14 protein-coding genes are annotated in these 22892 nt (G+C 73.4%); 9 read left to right on the forward strand and 5 right to left on the reverse strand.

What is annotated here, in order from left to right:
• Positions 1–4: 4 nt before the first annotated feature.
• Positions 5–7129 (reverse strand): type I polyketide synthase, encoded by a 7125-nt coding sequence (locus J8403_RS03845; RefSeq protein WP_211121861.1) that lies wholly within the window; start codon positions 7127–7129, stop codon positions 5–7.
• 647 nt (positions 7130–7776) lie between these two features.
• Positions 7777–8214, reverse strand: a complete 438-nt coding sequence (locus tag J8403_RS03850; protein ID WP_211121862.1) for an Lrp/AsnC family transcriptional regulator — start codon at positions 8212–8214, stop codon at positions 7777–7779.
• Between the two features lie 155 nt (positions 8215–8369).
• On the opposite strand from J8403_RS03850, the gene J8403_RS03855 reads away from it, so the two are divergent.
• From J8403_RS03855 to gndA, 4 genes are all read left to right on the forward strand, one after another.
• Positions 8370–9539 (forward strand): trans-sulfuration enzyme family protein, encoded by a 1170-nt coding sequence (locus J8403_RS03855; protein ID WP_211121863.1) that lies wholly within the window; start codon positions 8370–8372, stop codon positions 9537–9539.
• 77 nt (positions 9540–9616) lie between these two features.
• Complete coding sequence (locus tag J8403_RS03860) at positions 9617–10915, forward strand: amidohydrolase family protein (RefSeq protein WP_211121864.1); 1299 nt, start codon at positions 9617–9619, stop codon at positions 10913–10915.
• A 475-nt stretch (positions 10916–11390) separates the two neighbouring features.
• Positions 11391–11687, forward strand: coding sequence for a hypothetical protein (locus J8403_RS03865; protein WP_211121865.1), 297 nt, complete (start codon positions 11391–11393; stop codon positions 11685–11687).
• A gap of 401 nt (positions 11688–12088) precedes the next feature.
• Positions 12089–13543 carry an NADP-dependent phosphogluconate dehydrogenase gene (gndA, locus tag J8403_RS03870; protein WP_211121866.1) on the forward strand — a complete coding sequence of 485 codons (1455 nt, stop codon included), beginning with the start codon at positions 12089–12091 and terminating at the stop codon, positions 13541–13543.
• Between the two features lie 614 nt (positions 13544–14157).
• On the opposite strand, the gene J8403_RS03875 is transcribed toward gndA, so the two are convergent.
• Positions 14158–15501 carry an MFS transporter gene (locus tag J8403_RS03875; RefSeq protein ID WP_211121867.1) on the reverse strand — a complete coding sequence of 448 codons (1344 nt, stop codon included), beginning with the start codon at positions 15499–15501 and terminating at the stop codon, positions 14158–14160.
• An 81-nt stretch (positions 15502–15582) separates the two neighbouring features.
• Positions 15583–16734: an XdhC family protein gene (locus J8403_RS03880; protein WP_211121868.1), complete on the reverse strand. Its 1152-nt coding sequence runs from the start codon at positions 16732–16734 to the stop codon at positions 15583–15585.
• 51 nt (positions 16735–16785) lie between these two features.
• Here J8403_RS03880 and J8403_RS03885 point away from each other — a divergent pair, with 51 nt between their 5' ends.
• The 5 genes from J8403_RS03885 to J8403_RS03905 all read left to right on the forward strand — a co-directional run bounded on the left by J8403_RS03885 (position 16786) and on the right by J8403_RS03905 (position 22326).
• Positions 16786–17370 carry a (2Fe-2S)-binding protein gene (locus tag J8403_RS03885; RefSeq protein WP_211121869.1) on the forward strand — a complete coding sequence of 195 codons (585 nt, stop codon included), beginning with the start codon at positions 16786–16788 and terminating at the stop codon, positions 17368–17370.
• Positions 17367–18368, forward strand: a complete 1002-nt coding sequence (locus J8403_RS03890) for an FAD binding domain-containing protein (RefSeq protein ID WP_211121870.1) — start codon at positions 17367–17369, stop codon at positions 18366–18368. The genes J8403_RS03885 and J8403_RS03890 overlap by 4 nt, the downstream gene beginning before the upstream one ends.
• Positions 18365–20527, forward strand: coding sequence for a xanthine dehydrogenase family protein molybdopterin-binding subunit (locus J8403_RS03895; RefSeq protein ID WP_211121871.1), 2163 nt, complete (start codon positions 18365–18367; stop codon positions 20525–20527). The genes J8403_RS03890 and J8403_RS03895 overlap by 4 nt, the downstream gene beginning before the upstream one ends.
• Before the next feature lie 10 nt (positions 20528–20537).
• Positions 20538–21188 carry a TetR/AcrR family transcriptional regulator gene (locus J8403_RS03900; protein WP_211121872.1) on the forward strand — a complete coding sequence of 217 codons (651 nt, stop codon included), beginning with the start codon at positions 20538–20540 and terminating at the stop codon, positions 21186–21188.
• Positions 21189–21507: 319 nt separating this feature from the next.
• Positions 21508–22326, forward strand: coding sequence for a lysozyme (locus J8403_RS03905; RefSeq protein ID WP_425519880.1), 819 nt, complete (start codon positions 21508–21510; stop codon positions 22324–22326).
• A gap of 10 nt (positions 22327–22336) precedes the next feature.
• On the opposite strand, the gene J8403_RS03910 is transcribed toward J8403_RS03905, so the two are convergent.
• Positions 22337–22861, reverse strand: a complete 525-nt coding sequence (locus J8403_RS03910) for an extensin (RefSeq protein WP_246585678.1) — start codon at positions 22859–22861, stop codon at positions 22337–22339.
• Positions 22862–22892: the final 31 nt, after the last annotated feature.

Below are 22892 nucleotides of genomic sequence, written 5' to 3' on the forward strand. Positions count from 1 at the left end.
GTGGTCACCAGCCGGAGGCGGTGTAGACGACGGTGTGCTCGTCCGGGGCGCCGTAGGCGAGTTCGCGCAGCAGGCTGAGCGGGCCCTCCTCCAGGTCGATCAGTTTGATGCCGCGGGCCGCGTAGGAGCGCATCAGCTCCGGGCCGACCATGCCGCCGCCGGTCTCGGAGGCGGCCCAGGGGCCCCAGTGCACGGTCAGGCCGCGCCGCTCGGCACCGGACCAGCGGCGGCCCAGTTCTTCCAGGGCGTCGTTGGCGCCGGCGTAGTCGCTCTGGCCGCGGTTGCCGAGGGCGGCGGCGATGGAGCCGAAGAGGACGGCGAAGCGTGGGCTCACCGGCAGCCGGTCCACCGCGTCGAGGACGCCGGCGGCGCCGTCGGCCTTGGTGGTGAAGACCCGGGCGAAGGACTCCGGGGTCTTCTCCGCGATCAGCTTGTCCTCGATGAGCCCGGCGGCGTAGACCAGCCCGTCGAGCCGTCCGTACTGGGCGTACACCTCCTTGACCGCGGCGCCGACGGCCTCCGTGTCCGTCACGTCCACCCGCTGGTACTCAGCCTCACCGCCCAGCTCTCGCAGGGCGGCCAGGGTGGCGCGTACCTCGCGCTCGGCGAGGATCGCCGAGACCCGGCGTTCGGTCTCGGCGGGAGTGGTGGTGAGCTTCGCGGCGAGCAGGGCGCCGCGCAGCGAGGCGCGGTCGGTGGCACCGGCCGTGGCCGGGTCCTCGGCGGCCGCGGGTTCCGGAGTGCGGCCGAAGAGGACCAGGCGGCAGCGGGCCGCGGCGGCGAGGGTGCGGGCGAAGCGGGCGGTGATGCCCCGCGCGCCGCCGACCAGGAGGACCACCGACTCACGGTCGAGCCCGGCGGCCTCGGCCTCGGCGGCGCCGTCGCCCGCCGGTCCGGCGCCGCTGGTGGCGATCGAGCCGAGCGGGGTGAGCGCCAGGCGCGGGGCGCGGCGCCCGCCGCCCTGGTCCAACAGCACCACCGGCTCGGGCTCGGTGGCGGCGAGTTCGGCGAAGAGGGCGCGGGCGGCCTCGGCGGCGCTCGCCCCGTCGGGGAGCTCGGCCAGCGTGGCGCGGGTCTCGGGGTACTCGCGGGCCACCGTACGGAAGAAGCCGCGCAGCCCACTGGGCGCCCCGGCGCCCCGGCGGTCGGCGGCGAGCAGGCGACGCGGCCCGGCGGCGAGGACCCGCTGGTAGAGGGCGAAGGCTCCGGGCAGTACGGGTCCTTCGGCGTCCAGCGGCGTCAGGTGCACCACCGTCTCCTCGCCCGCGGCGGGCAGCTCGCCGTCGGGGACCAGCTCGGTCTCGATGCCGGCCTCGGCCAGCAGCGCGGACAGCTCGACGGCGGTGTCGCCGCCGCCGAGGATCTGCACCCGGCGGCCGGGCTCGGGGCGGGCGGTGACCGGTTCGAGGACGTGCTCGGTGAACAGCAGCCGCTGCGGGGCGGTGATCTCCGGGCGTGGCCCGTCGACGGCGAGGGTGGGGGCGGGGGCCTCGGCGGGCGCCGGAACGGAGCCGAGGGCTGCCTCCAGGAGGGCGCTGAGCGCGGCGACGGTACGGGCGCCGCTGAGCGCTTCGAGGTCCGCCTCGGCGGTGTCCAGGGCGAGGCGGGCGCCGAGTTCGCCGACGATCTCGGTGCGCTTGATGGAGTCGATGCTGAGATCGGCCTCCAGATCGAGATCCGGCTCCAGCATGTCCACCGGGTAGCCGGTGAGTTCCGCGACCGCTTCGAGAACGGTGTCCAGGACCGGCACGTCACGGGCCGGGGCGCCTGCCGCGGCGGGGGCGGGCGCGGCAGTCGGGACGGCTGCGGAGGTGCCGAGCCGGGCGGCGAGGAGCGAGGCCATGCCCTCGGCGGTACGGACGCCGCTCAGCTCTTCCAGCTGCTCGCCTCCCTCGGCGGCGACGCCCAGCCGGGCGGCCAGTTCACCGGCGATCTCGGCCCGCTTGATGGAGTCGATGCTGAGATCGGCCTCCAGATCCAGATCCGGCTCCAGCATGTCCACCGGATAGCCGGTGAGCCCCGCGACCACCTCGAGAACGGTGTCCAGGACCGAGCCACCCGGCGCGGCGGCGGGCACGGTGACGGGCACTGCGACGGGCCCGGGGGCATCGGCCGACGACGTGGTGACGGCCGGGACGACGGGTGCCGCGGGTATCGCCTGCGCGGTCGGCCGCGTCGTCGTCCCGGGCGGAAGTTCGGGTGCTCCCAGGTAGGAGAGCAGGACGTCGCGCTGGGCGGAGACCATCTCCCGGCTGCTGCGGAGGAACTCCGCGATCAGCGCTTCGGGGCCGGCGGCCGGCGCGGGGAGGTGACGCGGGTCGGACACGGTGAACTCCGTCACGGGTCGGGCGGGGAGCAGGGCGTGCGGCGGGAAGGCGCCGTCGGCGCGGCGCAGCAGGTGGCCGTCGACGGTGAAACCGGCCCGACGGACGGCCTTGGCGGTAGCGGGGTCGACGGTGTCGCGGCCGGTGAACAGCGGCCGGGTGCGCAGCTCGGTGCCGCTGACGGCGAGTTGGGCGAGCGCGGTCAGGAAGGCGGGCAGTCCGCCGTCACGGCCGTCCTCCAGCGGCACGGTGCGGTGCGGGCGGTCCCCGAGCACGTCCGTCACCAGGCGGCTGAGCACCCGGCCGGGCCCGGCCTCGACGAAGACCCGGGCGCCCGCCTCGTACATCGCCTCGATCTGTTCGGCGAAGCGGACCGGGGAGCCGAGCTGGGCGGTCAGTTCGGCGCGGATGCCCTCGGCGTCGTCGGGGTAGCGGGCCGCGGTGCGGTTGGCCCAGACCGGGAAGGCCGGGGTCGGCAGGTCCAGTCCCGCGAGGTGGGTGCCGAAGTCCTCACCCGCGCCGTCGAGCAGCGGGCTGTGGAAGGCGCAGGCCACACTCAGCGGCTTGGCGCCGTATCCGGCGTCCTTCAGCCCCGCGACGGCGGCGGTGACCGCCTCGCTCGGGCCCGAGATGACCGTCTGGGTGGGCGAGTTGTGGTTGGCGGCCACCACGTCGTCGGCCAGCTCCGCGAGGCGCAGCACCTCCTCGACCTGGTCGGCGGAGGCACCGACGGCGGCCATGGTCCCCGCGTCGCCCTCCGGGACCCGGCCGAGGATGGCCTCGGCGCGGGCGGCGCTGGCGGCGAGCAGTTCGTCGGGGGTGAACACTCCGGCGGCGGCGAGCGCGGCGAGTTCGCCGTAGCTGTGGCCGCCGGCCATGGCGGGGCGCACCCCGAGCGAGCCGAGCAGGTCGGTGGCGGCGAGCGCGGTGATGCCGAGGGCGGGCTGGGCCACCGCCGTGTCGGTGATCCGGGCCTGGGTGCGGGCCGCGGCCTCGGCGTCGAGCGCGGCCGGCGGGAAGAGCGCGTCGGCCCAGCGGGCGCCGAGGTGCAGATGGCGGTGGAGTCCGGGGAAGGCCACGAAGAGCGGCGCGAGCATTCCGGGGCGCTGGCTGCCCTGGCCCGGGAAGAGCAGCGCGAGCTGTCCCTCCGCGACCTCCCGGGGCACGGCGCGGGCGAGGTGGATGCCGTCGGCGGGGGCGTGTTCGCCCTCGGCGGCCCGGCGCAGCAGCTGTGGCAGTTCGGCCGACGAGCGGGCGACCACCGCGATCTGTACGGGTTCGCCGCGCACGGCGGCCTGGTCGCTGCGGTGGGCGGCGTGGCGCGCGAGGTCGCGCAGTCGGGCGTGGCCGCCGTCCTGCTCGATCAGGGTGAGCAGCGCGCGGACCGCCTTGATGGCGGCCTGCTCCTGGTGGCCGCGGAAGGTGAACAGCTCGGCCGGCCAGGCGTCCAGGGCGTGTGCGGCGGGCGCCTGGTCGTGGGCGCGCAGGACGACGTGGAAGTTGGTGCCGCCGAAACCGAAGGCGCTGACGCCCGCGATCCGGTCGGCCGGTTCGACGGCCCAGGGGGCGGTGGCGGTGTGGAAGGCGAAGGGGCTGGTGTCCGCCTCCCAGGCCGGGTTGGGGTTGCCGAGGTGCAGGGTGGGCGGCTTGACGCCGTGGTGGAGCGCGAGGGCGGTCTTGATCAGTCCGGCCAGTCCGGCGGCGCATTTGGTGTGCCCTATCTGCGACTTGACCGAGCCGATGGCGCAGGAGCCGGGTTCGGCCCCGTGTTCCCGGAACACCTCGGTGAGGGTGGCGAGTTCGGTGCGGTCGCCGACGACGGTGCCGGTGCCGTGCGCCTCGATCAGGCCGACCTCGGCCGGGGAGACCCGGGCGTTGGCGTAGGCGCGGGTCAGGGCGGCGCGCTGGCCTTCGGGGCGGGGCGCGGTCAGGCCGAGGCCACGGCCGTCGCTGGCGCTGCCGACGCCGTCGATCACCGCGTAGATGCAGTCGCCGTCGCGTTCGGCGTCGGCGAGGCGCTTGAGGGCCACGCACGCGACGCCCTCGCCGAGGGCGATGCCGTCCGCGCTCGCGTCGAAGGTGGCCGAGCGGCCGGAGGGCGACAGCGCGTGCACCGAGGAGAAGAGCAGGTAGTCGTTGATGCCGTTGTGCAGGTCGGCGCCGCCGCACAGAACCAGGTCGCTGGTGCCGGTGACGAGTTCCTTGCAGGCGGCGTCGACGGCGGTGAGCGAGGAGGCGCAGGCCGCGTCGACGGTGTAGTTGGCACCGCCGAGGTCGAGCCGGTTGGCGATGCGGCCCGCGATGACGTTGGCGAGCATGCCGGGGAACGAGTCCTCGGTCAGCTTCGGCAGCTGCTCCTCCAGACCGGGCGGCAGCGTGCCGACGTAGGCGGGCAGCACGGTGCGCAGGGTGGAGGCGTTGGACAGGTCGCTGCCCGCCTCGGCGCCGAAGATCACCGAGGTGCGGCGGTGGTCGGCCTCCGGCCCCGCATAGCCGGCGTCGGCGAGTGCGCGCCGGGCGGCCTCGAGGGCGAGCAGCTGCACGGGTTCGATGCTGGGCAGCGAGGCGGGCGGGATGCCGTAGCTCAGCGGGTCGAACGGGATCCGGGGCAGGAAGCCGCCCCAGCGGGAGGGGGTGCGTTCGCCGTCACCGTCCGGCGCGTAGTACAGCTCGGGGTCCCAGCGTTCGGCGGGCACCTCGGTGACGCTGTCGGTGCCGGACACCACATTGGCCCAGAACTCGCCCAGGTCGCGGGCGCCGGGGAACATCGCGGCCATGCCGACCACGGCGACGCGCAGCGGCGCGGGTGCCTCCTCGGCGGCCGGGGCGGGGACGGTGGCGGCGCGCTCGGCGAGCCAGACGGCGGTGCCCTCGGTCACCTCCCGGTGGAGGTCCGCGATGGTGGTGACCTCGGCACGCAGCACGCTGACCTCGCCGGCCATGAACATGCCCTCGGCGCCCTGGCGTTCCTCGTCCACCGGGCGCAGTTCGTCCCCGACCCGCTCGACGCCCTTGGAGGCGATGCGCAGCCGGCCGACGTTGAACCGCTCCAGGCGCTCCCAGACCTCGCGGTCCGGCACGCCCTGGGCGGTGAGTTCGTCCCGCAGCGCGGCGAAGTCGCGGGTGACCTCGCTGGCCGCGCACCGGGTGGCGTGGCCCGGCGCGGTCTCCAGCAGATCGGTGCGGTCGGCGGCGAGGACCCGTCGCTGGAACAGCGGCCGGATGGCGCCCGCGCCGACCGCCTCGGCCGTGACCAGGTAGGCGGTGCCCATCAGCACACCGAAGGCGGCGCCCGCCTCGGTCAGCGGGGCGGCGACGGTGGCGGCCATGGCGGCCGACCGGGCGTCGTGGATGCCACCGGCGAAGAGCACGGTCAGCTCCGTGGCCGCCGCGGGACCCTGCTCGTCGAGGAACTCGCGCAGCACCTCGGTCTGCGCCTCCCACAGCGGGAAGCTGTTGCGGGGCCCGATGTGACCGCCGCACTCGGCGCCCTCGAAGATGAACTTGCGGGCGCCCGCGGCGAGGAACTGCCGCAACAGCCCCGGCGAGGGCACGTGCAGGAAGGTCGAGATCCCCTCCGCCTCCAGTGCGGCGGCCTGTGCGGGACGGCCGCCCGCGATGATGGCGTGCGTGGGCTTCAGCTCCCGGACGACGGCGAGCTGGGCCTCCTTGACCCGCTCGTCGGCGAAGCCCAGGATGCCCACGCCCCAGGAGGCGCCCTCGGGCAGCGCGTCCCGGGTGCGCTCCAGCATGGCGCGGGTGCGCGCGGCGTCGGCGAGGGCGAGCGCGAGGAAGGGCAGGGCGCCGTCGGCCGCCACGGCGGCGGCGAACGCGGGCTCGTCGCTGACCCGGGTCATCGGGCCCTGGGCGATGGGCAGGCGGCTGCCGAGCGCGCGGGCCCCGGCGGAGCCCTCGGCCAGCGCGGCGGCGGCTCGCGTATCGACGGTGGCCCGGCCGATCGCGTCGCGGGCCCTTCGGACCGCCTCGGCGACGGTGGCGGACCTGGCCGCGAAGGAGGCGGCGAGGTAGCCGTCCTGACCGACCGGCAGGAGGCGCCGCGGGGGATCGGCGGCGGCGAAGGCGCGTTCGACGGCGGCGCCGTCGGCGGGCGGCTCGGGGGCCTGCGGTCCGCGGCGGCGCAGGAAGCGCACCCCGTCGACGAGGACGCTCTCGGAACCGTCCAGCGAGCCGAGAGCCTCGACGGTCTCGGCCTCCGGTTCGGCCTCGTCGAGTAGCGCGAGTTGGACGTCGAGCACCACGCCCGCCGCTCCACCGGCGACCGCGGCGGCGGCCGTACGCGGGCCGATGCCGCCCCACGCCCAGACCGGCACGGCGATCCCCGGGTCGGCGAGAACCCCTTGCAGCAGGACGAACGTGCTCAGCTCACCGGCCCGGCCGCCGCACTCGCCGCCGCGCAGCAGCAGCCCGGCGGCACCGGCCTGAACGGCGTCTGCGGCTCCGGCGAGGCTGGTGACCTCGACGAGGACGCGGCGCCCGGGGAAGGCGGCGGCGGTCCGCGCGGGGTCGGCGAGCAGCACGGTCGTCGCGCCCTCGGGAAGGTCCGCGACGCCCAGCGGACAGCCAGGACGGACCCGGACCCCGAAGGGACGGCCGCCGGACCAGCGCGCGGTGCGACGCAGAACCTCGAGGGCATCGCGGCGGCGCTCGGGCAGTTCGAGCACACCGAGGGCCCCTGCCCGGCCCGCCGCGGCGGTGAGGCGGGGCGAGGGGCGATGCAGCGGGTTGACCGCGAGGACGGCGTCTGCAGGTGCCTCTGACGGCGCAGGGGTGGCGAGCGTCCGCATGGGAGTCTCCTGTGGGGGGAGTGATGATCAGTAGTCAACTGGGGGTCATGACAAGCAGTCAACCTGTCACTGAGCGTGACAACTCACTCCCATTCATAAGGCCCATCCCCTTTTGAATACGGGAAACCGCGCACGCGGGATACCGCCCCGAGGCATTCACCGAAACACCGCACGACGCGGGAGTGCCCACCACATGAATGCGTCATGCGGCAGAAACACAGGCGTCGCGATAACGTCACTGAGATGTGTGGCAGATCACGCGATTCTCCAGCGCAACGCACAACCCCCACCCGGGCCCCGCACTCTCCGTAGCGACCGCACAGCGAGCCCAACTCCCCCGGCGCCCACCTCCAGGACAACGGCCGTCTTGCGGCCACGTCACCCACCAAACCAGGTGGAGGCGGAATATGAATGCCAATTAGCCGCCCTTACGCTCCTGCGAGTGCCGGGAATTATGCCACCGGGATGACATGCTGGTTTGGATCCGTCAAAGCCGAACAGGCCGCCGCCCTGGGCGAATGACGGACACCACGGCATTCGACTGGCCGTCCTTCGTGCTCAGGTGGGGCGGGGAGTGGGTGGGGGTGCGGCGCTGCCGGCGAACGTGCGGTGGGTGTCGCGATACCGTCACCCCCGCAGCGGGGCTGTCATGCGGTGTCGAGTGTCTTCATGATGACGAAGCTGTTGACCGTGCCGACGCCGGGCAGGGCGGCCAGCTGGTTGGCGTGGAAGTCCTCGTAGGCGGGCAGGTCGGCGACCTCCACCTGCAGCAGGTAGTCGAAGTTGCCGGTGATGTGGTGGCAGGCGATCACCTCCGGCAGCTCCATCACCTCTTCCTCGAAGGCGACCACGGCCGCGCGGGTGTGCCGCATCAGCCGCACCCCCGCGAAGACGCGCAGCCCGCGGCCGACCGCCGCCGGGTCGATCAGCGCCCGGTAGCCGCGGATGACCCCGGTCTCCTCCAGCTGCCGTACGCGCCGCAGGCACGGTGAGGGCGTCAGCCCGACGCGGGCGGCGAGCTCGTTGTTGCTGATACGGCCATCCCGTTCGAGTACGGCCAGGATCGACCGGTCCACTTCATCCATGACAGCAGGATATTGCTTACAGAGCTTCTGTAGCACAAATGAATGCCGTACTCGAGCGCAAGATCTTGCCAAGATTGCCGGCAGCCGGGTCACGTCTGTGTCGACGGCGGCCATGCTGGATACCGCCATAGCGCCGCATTCCGGAAGGGCCAGCCATGCCGGGCAAGAGCACCGTCACCGTTCACACCGACCGTGAGACCCACCCCAGCCGCGCCGTGGCGCCGCCCATCTACCAGACGGCGGCGTTCTCGGCCCAGGACGCGACCACGTTCGCCGCCGGCGCCGTCGAGCCGCGGGGCCAGGACTTCTACACCCGCTTCGGCAACCCGAACCACGCTCAGGCCGCCGCCGTCGTCGCGGAACTGGAGGGCACCGAGGCCGCGATGGTCACCGCGTCCGGCATGGCCGCGATCACCACGGCCGTGCTGGCCCTGGTGTCCTCCGGCGACCATGTCGTCGGGCAGAAGTCCACCTACGGCGGCACCGCCTCGGTCCTGCTGAACCTGCTGCCGCGCCTGGGCGTGTCCACCACGCTGGTCGATCAGAGGGACCCTGAGGCGTTCGAGGAGGCTCTCACCCCCAAGACCCGGATGATCTTGGTGGAGACACCGAGTAACCCGCTGCTGCAGATCACCGACCTGCGCGCCGTCGCCGACCTGGCCCGCGCCCACGGTGTGCTGACCCTGGCGGACAACACCTTCGCCACCCCGCTGAACCAGCGCCCGGTGGACTTCGGCATCGACGTGGTCTGGCACAGCGCGACCAAGTACCTCAACGGCCACTCCGATGTCTCCGCCGGAGTGCTGGCCGGGCCGGCGGAGATCCTGGACCGGATCTGGGACACCAGTCTGCTCACCGGCGCCACCCTCGGCCCCGTCGACGCCTGGCTGCTGCTGCGCGGCATACGCACCCTGCCACTGCGCGTGCCGCGGCACAACGACAACGGCCTCGCCCTCGCCGAGGCACTGAGCGGCCACCCGGCCGTGACACGCGTGCACTACCCCGGCCTGGCGACCCACCCACAACACAAGCTGGCGGTCGACCAGATGAACGGATTCGGCGGAGTACTCAGCGTTGAGTTCACCGGCGGATACGAGATGGCCGACGCGTTCCTGTCCCGTCTGCGCTACCCCCGCCGTTCGGCCAGCCTCGGCGGTGTGGAATCCCTCGCCGTCCACCCGGCCTCCATGTGGGCCGGAATGCTCAGCGACGACCAGATCACCGAGGCCGTCCCGGCGGGCCTGGTGCGGCTGGCGGCCGGCACCGAGGACACCGCCGACCTCGTCGCCGACGCCCTCGCCGCGGCCGACGCCGTACACCACTGAGCGGCCTCGCACCACAGCAGCCACTTCCCGCCGTACCGCACGTGATCGTGAACCACCCGAAGTAAAGGACCTCACTGATGAAGACCCTTCTCTCCGGCGGCACCGTCGTCACCATGGACCCGACTGTCGGCGATCTCCACCGAGGCGACGTGCTGATCGAGGACGGTGTGATCGTCGAGGTGGCCGAGCGGATCGCGGTGGCCGACGCCGAGGTGATCGACGCGAGTGACCGGATCGTCATGCCCGGTTTCGCCGACAACCACCGTCACGCCTGGCAGACCGCGTTCCGGGGCGCGGGCGCGGACTGGACGTTTCCCGAGTGGGCCGTCGCCATGCACGGCACCGTCAAGCCGCACTACCGGCCCGAGGACGTATATCTGGGCACCCTGCTCGGCCGCCTGGAGGCCCTGCACTCGGGCGTGACCACGATGCTGGACTGGTACCACGTTGCGCAGGGCCCTGAGCACGAGGACGCGGCCATTGCCGCGCTGCGCGATGTACCGGGGCGGTCCGTCTTCTGCCTCGGTGCCGGCTGGGGCTCCGCCGGCTCCGTGGACGACGCGATCCGCCGCGTCCGCGCCGAGCTGCCCGACGGCGGCCTGGTCACCATGGCGTGGGGGCTGCGCGGGCCCGAGGACACGAGCCTGGACACCGTCGCCCGGGAGCTGAAGCTGGCCGCCGAACTCGGCCTGCGCACCAGCCTGCACACCGGCTCCGACGGCACCCAGCGCCCCATCGCCGAGCTGCATGAGCACGGCCTGCTCCGGAACACCACCACGTTCGTGCACGGCAACGGCATCAGCGACGAAGAACTGCGGATGCTCGCCGACGCGGGCAGCTCGATCTCGATCAGCCCGGACGTCGAGCTGAAGATGGGCTTCGGCAACCCGCTGACCGGCCAGGCACTGGCCGCCGGCCTGCGCCCGACCCTGTCCATCGACGACGTCCCCTCGGTCGGCGGCGACATGTTCTCCACCATGCGCACCGCCTTCGCGGTGCAGCGCGGCCTGGACGGTGGCCTGGGCTCCCGCGACCTGCTGGAGTTCACCACCATCGACGCCGCCGCCTCATGCGGACTCGGCGCCCGCACGGGCAGCCTCACACCCGGCAAGGACGCCGACGTCATCCTGCTGCGCACCGACGACATCACCGTGTTCCCGGTCACCGACCCGGCCGGCACCATCGTCTCCGCCGGTCATCCCGGGCTGGTCGACACCGTGCTCGTCGCCGGCCGCGTGGTCAAGCGCGACGGAGCCCTGGTGGGCGTGGACCTGCCCGCGCTCAAGACCCGGCTGACCGCTTCCCGCGACCGCATCGCGGCGGCCGCCGGCGTCCGGCTCGACGGCCCCTGGCGCCCGCAGCCCGACTCCCAGTAGCCGCGTCCTCATCGACACCGGCGCGTCCAACGCCTGGCATTCCACCATGGGGTCGCTGCACGAGGTCCTGGCCGGAGCCGCAATCGACCGCGGCGAGAACACCGACGTGGCGACCCTCCACAACCACCAAGACCACGTCAACGGCCTCATCTCACCCGATGGCTCAGAAGACCTGGTCCTACGACGTGACGGGTGCGCGGGACCCCTCCCGGGCACCCGCGTTTAGAACGGTCCCATGACGCCATCGGAATCACCGGCCCACCGCCACAGGACCAGGCTGTCCGCGGCGCGCGGCCCGGCGGGGACCGTCTGTGTCCTGGCCCTCGCCGCCGCGCTGACCGGCTGCGGCTCCGACTCGGGCGGCGACACGGGGGCGCCCGCGCCAGCCGCACCCTCGCGTTCGGCCGAACCGTCCCCCGCCTCGCCAACGCCCACGAAGCCCTCCTCATCACCGTCGCCGACCGCGGTGCAGCCGATGACGCCGTCAACCCCGGCCGAGCTGCGGGCGTGTGCGGACGGAAGCTGCACGATCGTCGTGACGAAGGGCACCGAGATCCCGCGCGCCGACGGCCTTCGGGCGGGACCGTTCACGGTGAGCGCCGTCGGTGCCGAGGGCGTGGACCTGAGCTCGGTCGACGCGAGCGGATTCGCCTCCAACCTGCTCGGGCAGCGCCCCGACCAGGGCGGGCCCTCCACCGTCAACGAGCTGTCGATCGCCGTTCTCGCCCTCGTGGGGGACACCGCGAAGCTGCGGCTCTTCCCGGCGAAGTAGGGCAAGTGCCGTTTCCGCGGCGCCGCCGGGGAACTCCAGCGGGACCCACGGTGCGAGCCGGCCCACAGCGCAAACCTCTCGGGAGGGGTCCCGCATGGAGCGGGGGACTCTGCGCGTCTGTTGTGGCTGACGAACCGCCCCTGTTGATCAGAACGACCAGTCGGCGGCTCGACGAAGCCGCCACCAGCCGCCTTGTGGACACTCCACAACTCGCCACACCGGCCGGGCGGGAGAAAAATGACACACCTCGGGCGCTTTCTTCGGACACGCGTCCGCCGTCGGGAACATCGTGCAACTATGACCGGGCGATGCCCGGCTGCCCCGGAGGGAAGATCCCCGCTCCCCTCGTCGTTGCCACCTCGCATAAGCATTCGATGCGCGTGACAGGAGTGGAACACCGTATGCCCAGCCCTTCCACCACCCAGCCCACCGCCCAGATCGGCGTCACCGGGCTCGCCGTCATGGGCAGCAACCTCGCCCGCAACTTCGCCCGGCACGGGCACACCGTCGCTCTCCACAACCGCACGTTCGCCAAGACCAAGGCGCTGATGGAGGAGCACGGCCACGAGGGGAACTTCGTGCCGGCCGAGACCGCCGCCGAGTTCGTCGCGGCCCTGCAGCGGCCGCGGCGGCTCGTCATCATGGTCAAGGCGGGTGCGCCCACCGACGCCGTCATCGAGGAGTTCGCACCCCTCCTCGAAGAGGGCGACGTGATCATCGACGGGGGCAACGCCCACTTCGAGGACACCCGGCGCCGGGAGAAGTCCCTGCGCGAGCGCGGGCTGCACTTCGTGGGCACCGGCATCTCCGGTGGCGAGGAGGGCGCGCTCAACGGGCCCAGCATCATGCCCGGCGGGTCGGCGGAATCCTACAAGTCGCTCGGGCCGTTGCTGGAGGACATCTCCGCCAAGGTGGACGGCGTCCCCTGCTGCACCCACATCGGCCCGGACGGGGCCGGCCACTTCGTGAAGATGGTGCACAACGGCATCGAGTACGCGGACATGCAGCTCATCGCGGAGTCGTACGACCTGCTGCGGCGGGCACTGGGCATGACGCCGGGTGAGATCGCGGAGGTCTTCCGCACCTGGAACGGCGGCCGGCTGGAGTCGTATCTGATCGAGATCACCGCAGAGGTGCTCGGGCACACCGACGCCGCCACCGGCAAGCCCTTCGTGGACGTGGTGCAGGACCAGGCCGAGCAGAAGGGCACCGGCCGCTGGACCGTGCAGACCGCGCTGGACCTGGGCGTGCCGGTGAGCGGGATCGCCGAGGCGGTGTTCGCCCGTTCGCTGTCCGGCCACGCGGATCTGCGGGACGCCTCGCAGGGGCTGCCGGGGCCGTCCGGCAAGAAGCTCACGGGCGCGGCGGCGGAGCGGTTCGCCGACGACGTCGAGCAGGCGCTGTACGCGTCGAAGATCGTGGCGTACGCACAGGGCATCCACCAGATCGAGGCGGGCAGCCAGGAGTACGGCTGGGACATCGACCCCGGGGCGGTCGCGAAGATCTGGCGCGGCGGCTGCATCATCCGGGCGCGGTTCCTGAACCGGATCACCGAGGCGTACGCCAAGGACCGCAAGCCCGTCACGCTGCTCACCGACGACCACTTCGCCGAGGCGCTGGGCGCGGCGCAGGACGCGTGGCGGCGAGTGGTGGCCACCTCGGTCGAGCTGGGCGTGCCGGCCCCGGGCTTCTCGGCGGCGCTGGCGTACTACGACGCGCTGCGCTCGGAGCGGCTGCCCGCCGCGCTGGTGCAGGGGCAGCGGGACTTCTTCGGCGCGCACACCTACCGGCGGGTGGACCGCGAGGGTTCGTTCCACACGATGTGGGGCGCCGACCGCGACGAGCGTACGGCCTGACCGACGTCGCGAGGGCCGTGTCCCCGCGCCGGGTTCCGGCGGGGAGGACACGGCCCTCGTGCCGTTGTGTGCGCGGCCGCGCCGTGTACGCCGAGCCCGCACGACACGAGGGGCGCGCCGTGTGCGCCATGTCCGCACGAGGGCCGCGCCGTGTGCGCCGCGCCCCTCGTGTGGTTGCGTCACCGACCTCGTGCGTGCGGGTGCGCCACGGCCGTCGTGCGGGTGTACCACCGACCTCGTGCGTGCGGGTGTGCCACGGCCCGCCCCTCGTGGCGTCGCCCCGCGTGCCCACCGCGCCAAGGCCCGGTCCCCGTGCCCATCACGCCGCGGCCCAGCCCTGTGCCGTCGCGCCGCGGCCCGGCCCTCGTGGCGTCCCGCCGCGACCCGGCCCCGCGTGCCCGCCCCGCCGCGGCCCAGCCCACCGTGGCCGTCGCGCCACGACCCGGCCCCGCGTGCGCCTCACGCCAAGGCCCGGCCCCCGCGCCGTCGCACCGCGGCCCGACCCTCGTGGCGTCCCGCCGCGGCCCGGCCCCCGTGGCCATCGCGCCAAGGCCCGGCCCCCCGTGCCCGTCGCGCCGCGCCCGCGCCCGTGCCGTCGCGCCGCGGCCGCGGCGTCAGGGCGTGTAGCGGCGGAAGGCGGGCACCGCGGCGGCCAGCCCGAGCGTGCTGACGGCCACCAGCAGCCCGCCCGCGGCGACCGCCGCGCGGGCTCCGACGAGGGAGCCCGCGGTGCCGTGCAGCAGGTCGGCGATGCGCGGGCCGCCCGCCACCACCACGGTGAACACGCCCTGCATCCGGCCGCGCATGTCGTCGGTGGCGGCCGACTGGAGGATCGCCCCGCGGAAGACCATCGAGACCATGTCGGCGACGCCCGCGAGCGCCAGGAAGGCCACCGCCCACCACAGGTTCGGGCTGAGCCCGAATCCGGCGATGGCCACGCCCCAGGCCACCACGGCGGCGATGACCATCAGGCCGTGGCGGCGGGCGCGGGAGAAGGTGCCGGACAGCAGGCCGCCGGCCACCGCGCCGATCGGGATCGCCGCGAAGAGCAGGCCGAGCGCGAACCCCTCGCCCCAGGGCGCGTAGGTGTGCGAGGCGAGCTGGGGGAAGAGCGCACGGGGCATGCCGAAGACCATGGCGATGATGTCCGCGAGGAAGGACATCAGCAGGATGCGGTGGGCGGCGATGTACCGGAAGCCGTCGACCACATCGCGCCACCCGGCCCGTCGGCCCCCGCCCCCGGCGTCCTCGGTGAGCGGCGGCAGGGCGGGCAGCCGCCAGACGGCCCACAGGGTGATGCACAGCGCCACGGCGTCGATGAGATAGAGCGTGGGCAGACCGAGGACGGGGATCAACGCGCCCGCGAGCAGCGGGCCGATGATCATGCCCGTCTGGGCGACGGTGGACTGCAGGGCGCCCGCGGCGGGCAGTTCGTCGGCCGGGACGAGGCGGGCGACGGAGGCGCTGCGGGCCGGGGAGTTCATGCCGAAGAAGCCCTGCTGGGCGGCGAGCAGCACCATGAGCACGGCCACCGAGTCCAGACCGGCGAAGGACTGTGCCCAGAACAGCAGCGAGGTGACGGCGATGCCCACGTTGGTGACGAGCATCAGGGTGCGCCGGTCCATCCGGTCGGCGACCACCCCGCCCCACAGCGCGAAGACCACCAGCGGGAGGAGCCCCGCGAAGCTGGCGTAGCCGACCCACGCCGATGAGCCGGTGATGTCGTAGATCTGCTTGGGGACGGCCACGGCGGTCAGCTGGCTGCCGACGGCGGTGACGGTGGTGGAGGTCCACAGCCGCCGGAAGGGGCGGTGGCGCAGCGGCCGGGTGTCCATCACCCAGCGGCGCCAGCCGGCCTTCGGGGGCGGGGCGGGGGCGCCGTCCCCGGCTCCGGGGGTCGTGTCGTCGTGCCGGGCGGTGGGTTCTATCTCGTCGTCGCTGCTTCTGGCGGTCTCCACGGCTGGTTCGATTCCTCCTACATCCATTCGGGCCGGGAACCATTGTGACGACCCCCGGCCCGCGCCGTGGCCCCGGCTCCCTCAGTCTCCGGCCGCGGGACGCATCACCCGCCGGCCGTGGATGCTGCCGCTCAGGGAGGTCAGCCGGGTGCCGCTGCCGCCCCCGCGGTCGGCGATGATCTCGGCCGCGATGCTGATCGCGGTCTCCTCCGGTGTACGGGCGCCGAGGTCCAGGCCGATCGGCGAGGCCAGCCGGGCCAGCGCCTCCTCGCCGAGACCGGTGGCGCGCAGCCGGCGGAGCCGGTCGTCGTGGGTGCGGCGGGAGCCCATGGCGCCGACGTAGGCCATCGGCAGGCGCAGGGCGACGTCCAGCAGCGGCACATCGAACTTCGGGTCGTGGGTGAGCACACAGACCACCGTGCGTTCGTCGATCCGGCCCGCCTCCGCCTCGGTGCGCAGATAGCGGTGCGGCCAGTCGGTCACCACCTCGTGCGCCTCGGGGAAGCGGCGCGCGGTGGCGAAGACCGGCCGGGCGTCGCACACGGTGACGTGGTAGCCGAGGTACGCGCCGATCCGGGCCATGGCCGCCGCGAAGTCCACGGCGCCGAAGACCAGCATCCTCGGCGGGCTGGCGTGGACCGAGACGAACAGGGTGAGCTCCTCGTCCATGCGGGTGCCGTCGTAGCCGTAGCGCAGGGTCTCGGTGCGCCCGCCGGCCAGCAGTCCGCGGGCGTCCTCGGCGATGGCCGCGTCCAGCCGCGCGGAGCCGAGGGAGCCCGAGCTGCCCTCGGGCCGTACGACCAGCCGGCGGCCCAGCCGCCCCTCCGGGTCGGGCCCCTCGACGGCCACGCAGATCACCTCGGCCACCGGCTCCCCCGCGGCCACCGCCGTGGCCACCTCGCCCAGTTCGGGGAAGCCTTCGGGGTCGACCCGCTCCACATACACATCGATGATTCCGCCGCAGGTCAGCCCGACCGCGAAGGCGTCGTCGTCGCTGACGCCATAGCGCTCCAGCACGGGCCTGCCGCTGTCGGTCACCTCCTGCGCCAGTTCGTAGACGGCGCCCTCGACACAGCCGCCGGAGACACTGCCGATCGCGGCGCCATCGGGCCCGACCAGCATGCTCGTCCCGGGCGGCAGCGGGGAGGAGTGCCAGGTCGCCACCACCGTGGCCCGGGCGAACGGCTCGCCCTCGCCCCACCATCGGTGCATCTGCGCTACGACGTCTCGCATGGAATCCAAATCTCCTCGCCGACCCATGTAAGAGGTTGATACATTCAATGTATGAGCCTCTCACATCACTCACCGAGTAGCGACATCACCTTGCGGATCAACGGCACGTCCCACTCCATGACCATCGACAACCGGACGACCCTGCTCGATGTGCTGCGCGAGCGGCTGGCGCTCACGGGCACCAAGAAGGGCTGCGACCACGGTCAGTGCGGGGCCTGCACGGTGCTGGTCGACGGTGAGCGGGTGAACAGCTGCCTGGTGTTCGCGGTGACCGCCGAGGAGCGCGAGATCGTTTCCATCGAGGGCGTGGCGGCTCTGTCGGACGGCGGCGAGCTGCACCCGGTGCAGCGGGCCTTCCTCGACCACGACGGGCTGCAGTGCGGCTACTGCACCCCGGGCCAGATCTGTTCCGCCATCGGAGCGCTGGGCGAGGCCGGGCGCGGCTGGCCCAGCCATGTCACCGAGGACACCGCCGCCGGGGTGGCCGATGTCTCGGAGCTGGACGCGCGGGAGGTGCGCGAGCGCATGAGCGGCAATCTGTGCCGCTGCGGTGCGTACAACGGCATCGTGGAGGCCGTGCTGGAGGCCGCGGGCGCCGAAGCCCAGGACACCGCCACGGTCGGGGGCACCCGATGAAGGAATTCGCCTACGCCCGCGCGGGCGACGCCGACGAGGCGGCCGCGCTGATCGCCGAGCACCCCGACGCCACCTATCTCGGCGGGGGCACCAATCTGGTGGATCTGATGAAGCTCGGCGTCACCGGCCCCGGGCTGCTCATCGACGTCTCCCGGCTGCCGTACGACCGGATCGAGCACCGCGACGACGGCTCCGTGCTCATCGGCGCCACCGTGCGCAACGGCGCTCTGGCGGGCGATCCGGGCATCCGCGAGCGCTTCCCGCTGCTGTCCCAGGCGCTGCTGGCCGGGGCGTCCGGGCAGCTGCGCACGGCCGCCACGGTGGGCGGCAATCTGCTGCAACGCACCCGTTGCGGGTACTTCCAGGATGTGACCAAGCCGTGCAACAAGCGCCAACCGGGCTCCGGGTGCCCGGCGATCCAGGGTGCGCACCGCGATCTGGCCGTGCTGGGCACCTCCGACCACTGCGTGGCCTCCCACCCCTCCGACATGGCGGTGGCACTGGTGGCGCTCGACGCGGTGGCGCATCTGCGGTCCGTGGACGGCGGCTCGCGCACCGTTCCGGTGGCGGAGCTGTATCTGCTGCCCGGCGACACACCGCACCGGGAGACCGTCCTGGACCACGGCGACCTCATCACCGCCGTGGAGCTGCCCCCGCCGCCGCCGGGCGCCCGGATGCGCTACCGCAAGGTGCGTGACCGCTGGTCGTACGCCTTCGCGCTGGTGAGCGCCGCCACCGCGGTGTCCGTGGCGGAGGACGGCTCGCTCCGGGACGTACGGATCGCGCTCGGCGGGGTGGCGCCCCGGCCGTGGCGGGCCCGGATCGCCGAGGAGCGGCTGCGCGGCGGCCGGCCGGACGAGGAGACGCTGCGGGAGGCGGCCCGGGCCGAGCTGGCCGAGGCGCGGCCGCTGCCGGACAACGCCTTCAAGGTCGACCTGGCCATAGATCTGATCGTCGCGGGCGTCCGCGACCTCGTCGCGAGGAAGGACCGCGCATGACCACCGTGGAGCAGAGCGTCGGCGCCCCGATGACCCGGGTCGACGGCCTGGACAAGGTGACCGGCGCGGCCCGCTACGCCTATGAGTTCCCCACTCAGGGCGTCGGCTACGTGTGGCCGGTGCAGGCGACCGTCGCCCGCGGCCGGGTGACGGAGGTGGATCCCGCCCCGGCGCTGGCCCTGCCCGGTGTGCTGACGGTGCTCGACCACACCAACGCCCCGCGGCTGAACGCCGAGGCGGAGGCGAGCGCGGACCTCTTCGTGCTGCAGTCCCCCCAGGTGGCCTACCACGGCCAGATGGTGGCCGCCGTGGTGGCCACCTCGCTGGAGGCGGCGCGCGAGGGTGCGGCGGCGGTCCGGGTGAGCTATGAGCGGGAGCCGCACGATGTGGTGCTGCGCGCCGACGACGAGCGGCTGGAGATCCCCGAGGCGGTGACCGACGGCAGCGCCGGCCTGGTCGAGCGCGGTGACGCCGACGCGGCGTGGGCCGCCGCTCCGGTGCGGGTGGACCGGACGTACACCACCCCTGTCGAGCATGTGAGCCCGATGGAGCCGCATGCCACCATCGCGGTGTGGGACGAGGACCGGCTGACGGTGTTCAACTCCGACCAGGGCCCGTACATGAGCGCGCAGCTGCTGTCCGCGCTGTTCGGGATCGAGCTGGGCGCGGTCGAGGTCGTCGCCGAGTACATCGGCGGGGGCTTCGGGTCCAAGGGCATTCCGCGCTCGCCCACGGTGCTGGCGGCGCTGGCCGCACGGGCCGTCGGACGGCCGGTGAAGATCGCCCTGACCCGGCAGCAGATGTTCCAGCTGATCCCCTACCGCTCCCCCACGATCCAGCGGGTGCGGCTGGGTGCCGGGCGCGACGGCCGGCTGACGGTGATCCAGCACGAGTCGGTGCAGCAGCGCTCGGCCCTGGTGCCGTTCGCCGATCAGACGGTGTCCTCGACGCGGATGATGTACGCGGCGCCCAACGCCCGTACGACGGTGAAGGTGGCGCCGCTGGATGTGATGACGCCCGCCTGGTTCCGCGCACCCGGCCACACTCCGGGGATGTTCGCGCTGGAGTCGGCCGTCGACGAGCTGGCCGAGGCGCTGGGCATGGACCCGATCGAGCTGCGGATCCGCAACGAGCCGGAGCACGACCCGGAGAGCGGTAAGCCGTTCAGCAGCCGCAACCTGGTCGCCTGCCTGCGCGAGGGCGCGGCGCGCTTCGGCTGGGAGCACCGCGATCCGACACCGGGCATCCGGCGCGAGGGGCGCTGGCTGGTCGGCACCGGTGTGGCCGCCTCGCACCACCCGGATTACACCTTCCCCTCCTCCGCGGTGGCGCGCGCCGAGGAGGACGGCACGTTCCGGGTGCGCATCGGCGCCGCCGACCTCGGCACGGGTGCCCGCACCGCCCTCACCCAGGTGGCGGCGGACGCGCTGGGCATTCCGGTGTCGCGGCTGCGGCTGGAGATCGGCCGCGCGTCGCTGGGCATGGCGCCGTTCGCGGGCGGTTCGCTGGGCACCGCCTCCTGGGGCTGGGCGGTGGACAAGGCGTGCCGTGCGCTGCTCAAGGAGCTGGACGTCTACGCGGGTGCGGTCCCGGACGGCGGCCTCGAGGTGGTGGCCGACACCACCGAGGACCTGGGGCAGCGGGCGGATCTGTCGCGGCACACCTTCGGGGCGCAGTTCGCCCGGGTGCGGGTGGACGGCGACACCGGTGAGGTCCGGGTGGACCGGATGCTGGGCGTGTTCGCGGCCGGTCGGATCGTCAATCCGCACACCGCGCGCTCGCAGTTCCTGGGAGCCATGACGATGGGTCTGTCGATGGCGCTGCTGGAGATCGGCGAGGTCGATCCGGTCTTCGGCGACTTCGCCAACCATGACTTCGCGGGCTATCACATCGCCGCCCACGCCGATGTTCCGCGGCTGGACGTGGTGTGCCTGGAGGAGACCGACAACACCTCCAACCCGGTGGGTGCCAAGGGCATCGGCGAACTGGGCATCGTGGGCGCGGCGGCGGCCATCGGCAACGCCTTCCACCATGCGACCGGAGCGCGGGTGCGGGATCTGCCGATCCGCATCGAGCGCTCGCGGGAGGCGCTTCGGGTGGCCCGATCCGCCGAAAAGCGCAGGCCAGGGGCTGACGAGCCGGGGCCTGGGGTCGGGTAGGGTCACCCGAATGGCACCCACGCCGAAGGGACGCGCCACCTACCACCACGGCGACTTGGCCGCCGCGCTGGTGGAGGCGACCCTGGAGATCGTCGACGAGGTAGGGGTGCGCGGTTTCTCCGTCGCGGAGGCCGCGCGCCGCACCTGTGTCAGCCCCGGTGCCCCGTACCGCCATTTCGCCGACCGTGACGCACTGCTCGCGGCCGCCGCGCTGGAGGTCTCGCGGCGGCTGCGGGCCATCTACCTGGAGACCGCGGCCGGGACCGGGTCCGCCCAGGAGCGGCTGGCGACGGTGGCGGGCAGCTTCGTGCGTGCGGCCGCCCGCTACCGCGGCGGGCTGGACATCCTGTTCGCCCCGGGTTTGCGGGCCACCCATCCGGAGCTACGGGACAGCACCAGGGAGTTCGTCGATCTGCTGCTGCCGAGCGCCTTCGAGGTGATCGCTCCGGGCGAGGGACCGGGGACGGCCGTGGCGCTGCTCGACGCGCTGCATGCACTCGCCCGGGGGTATGTCGCCCAATTGCTGGAAGGGAAGTTCGGCGATCCCGAGGAGGTGGTCGAGGGGGTCGCCGCCCGGGCGACCCAGGCCGCGCGGGCGCTGGTGGCGGGCTACGGCGTGCCGTCGGGGCCCGTCGGCGAGGTGGTGGCACGGGACCGCTGACGGAGGGGCAGAATTTCCCGTTCCGCTTCACGTTCTTCGTTCGGCGCGCATACCGTCGTTGCGGAACGGATCGGAGGAACAGATGTCCCTGAAATCCGGTAAGAGCCTGTGTCATGTCCCCGGTCGGATCAGCGTGCGGCGTCTGGTGCGTGCGATCGCAAGGCGCCGGAGCGCCCTCGTGGCGGAGCCACGTGGGCGTTTCGGCAACGCGGCGAGCGTGCGTGCCAGACGCCGCACGCCCGGCCGGGGATATGACACAGGCTCTCAGGGCGCCCACCGGGCCCCTTCGCGTCTGCGCTCGCCGCACGCCATCGGCGCACTGGGGGTGGCGGTCACCGCCGCCGTCCTCGCCACCCTCGTCCCGGCCGTGGCCTCGACGACCGACCCCGACCACGCCGGTTCCGACCCGGCCCCCGCATCCGTCCCGCACCCCGAGCGGGACTGGATGGGCTCGACGATCGCCCGCCACGAGAAGTCCGACCCCGACGCCGCGCCCAGGGCCACCAGAGCGGGCTCGGTGGAGGGTGTGGACGTCAGCGACCATCAGGGTTCGGTCGACTGGGCGGCCCTGTGGGACGACAACGTCCGTTTCGCCTATGTGAAGGCCACCGAGAGCACGACCTACAAGAACCCCTCGTTCGCCGCGCAGTACAACGGCTCCTACCAGCAGGGCATGATCCGCGGCGCCTACCACTTCGCCCTGCCGGATCGTTCCAGCGGCACCCGCCAGGCCGACTTCTTCGTGAGCAACGGAGGCGACTGGTCGGACGACGGCAAGACCCTGCCGCCCGTCCTGGACCTCGAGTACAACCCGTACGGAGCAACCTGCTTCGGCTTGACCGCGGCCCAGATCGTGGACTGGATCGGCGATTTCACCGCGCGGGTCAAGGAGCGCACCGGACGCCAGCCGGTGATCTACACGGCCACCGGCTGGTGGCAGACGTGCACCGGGAACAGTGCCGCCTTCGCCGAGCGGAACCCGCTGTGGCTGGCGCGGTACGCCGCCACCCCCGGGGCCCTGCCGGCCGGCTGGGACACCCACACCCTGTGGCAGTACACCGCCACCGGACCGCTGGTGGGCGACCACAACAGGTTCAACGGAAGCCTGGCCGGCCTCAAGGCGCTGGCCACGGGGTGAGCGGCGGCGCTCAGCCGCCGAGCACACCGCCGAGCACTCCGTCGAGCGTGTCCCCGACACCGTCCACCAGACCGCCCACCAGACCCTTGCCGTGGTGACCGCTCCCGCCGGGGGTGGACTGCGGCGGCTGGCTGGGCTGCTGCGAGGGGGTGGTCGGATCGGCGCTCGGGGTCGTCTCGCTCGGCGAGGAGGGCTCCGAGGGGACCTGGTCGTCCCGCTGCGCCGGGGTGGGGGCCGCGTGGGTGGTCGGGGCCTTGGAGGGGGCCGCGTCGCGGGTGGCCGGGGTGGCGGGCCGCTGCGCGCCGGCGCTCCGGTCCGTCGCCCCGCCACCGGGAGTGGCGGCGTCCGTCTCGTCGGAGATCAGCTTCGGCTTCGTGGACTCGCTGGGCGAGACATGGCTCTGCGAGGGCGAGTGGTCGACGGCGGGGTCGATGTGCGGCGCCTGCTCCTGCTGTGTGTTCACATCGGAGCGGGCTTGCACGGACTTGTCACCGCCGGCCGTGGAGTGGAGGCCGAAGGCTATGGTTCCGGCCACTCCGAGGGCGGTAGCCGCCTTGAGCGTCGTG

The sequence above is a fragment of the Streptomyces yatensis genome (assembly GCF_018069625.1).
GTDB lineage: Bacteria > Actinomycetota > Actinomycetes > Streptomycetales > Streptomycetaceae > Streptomyces > Streptomyces yatensis.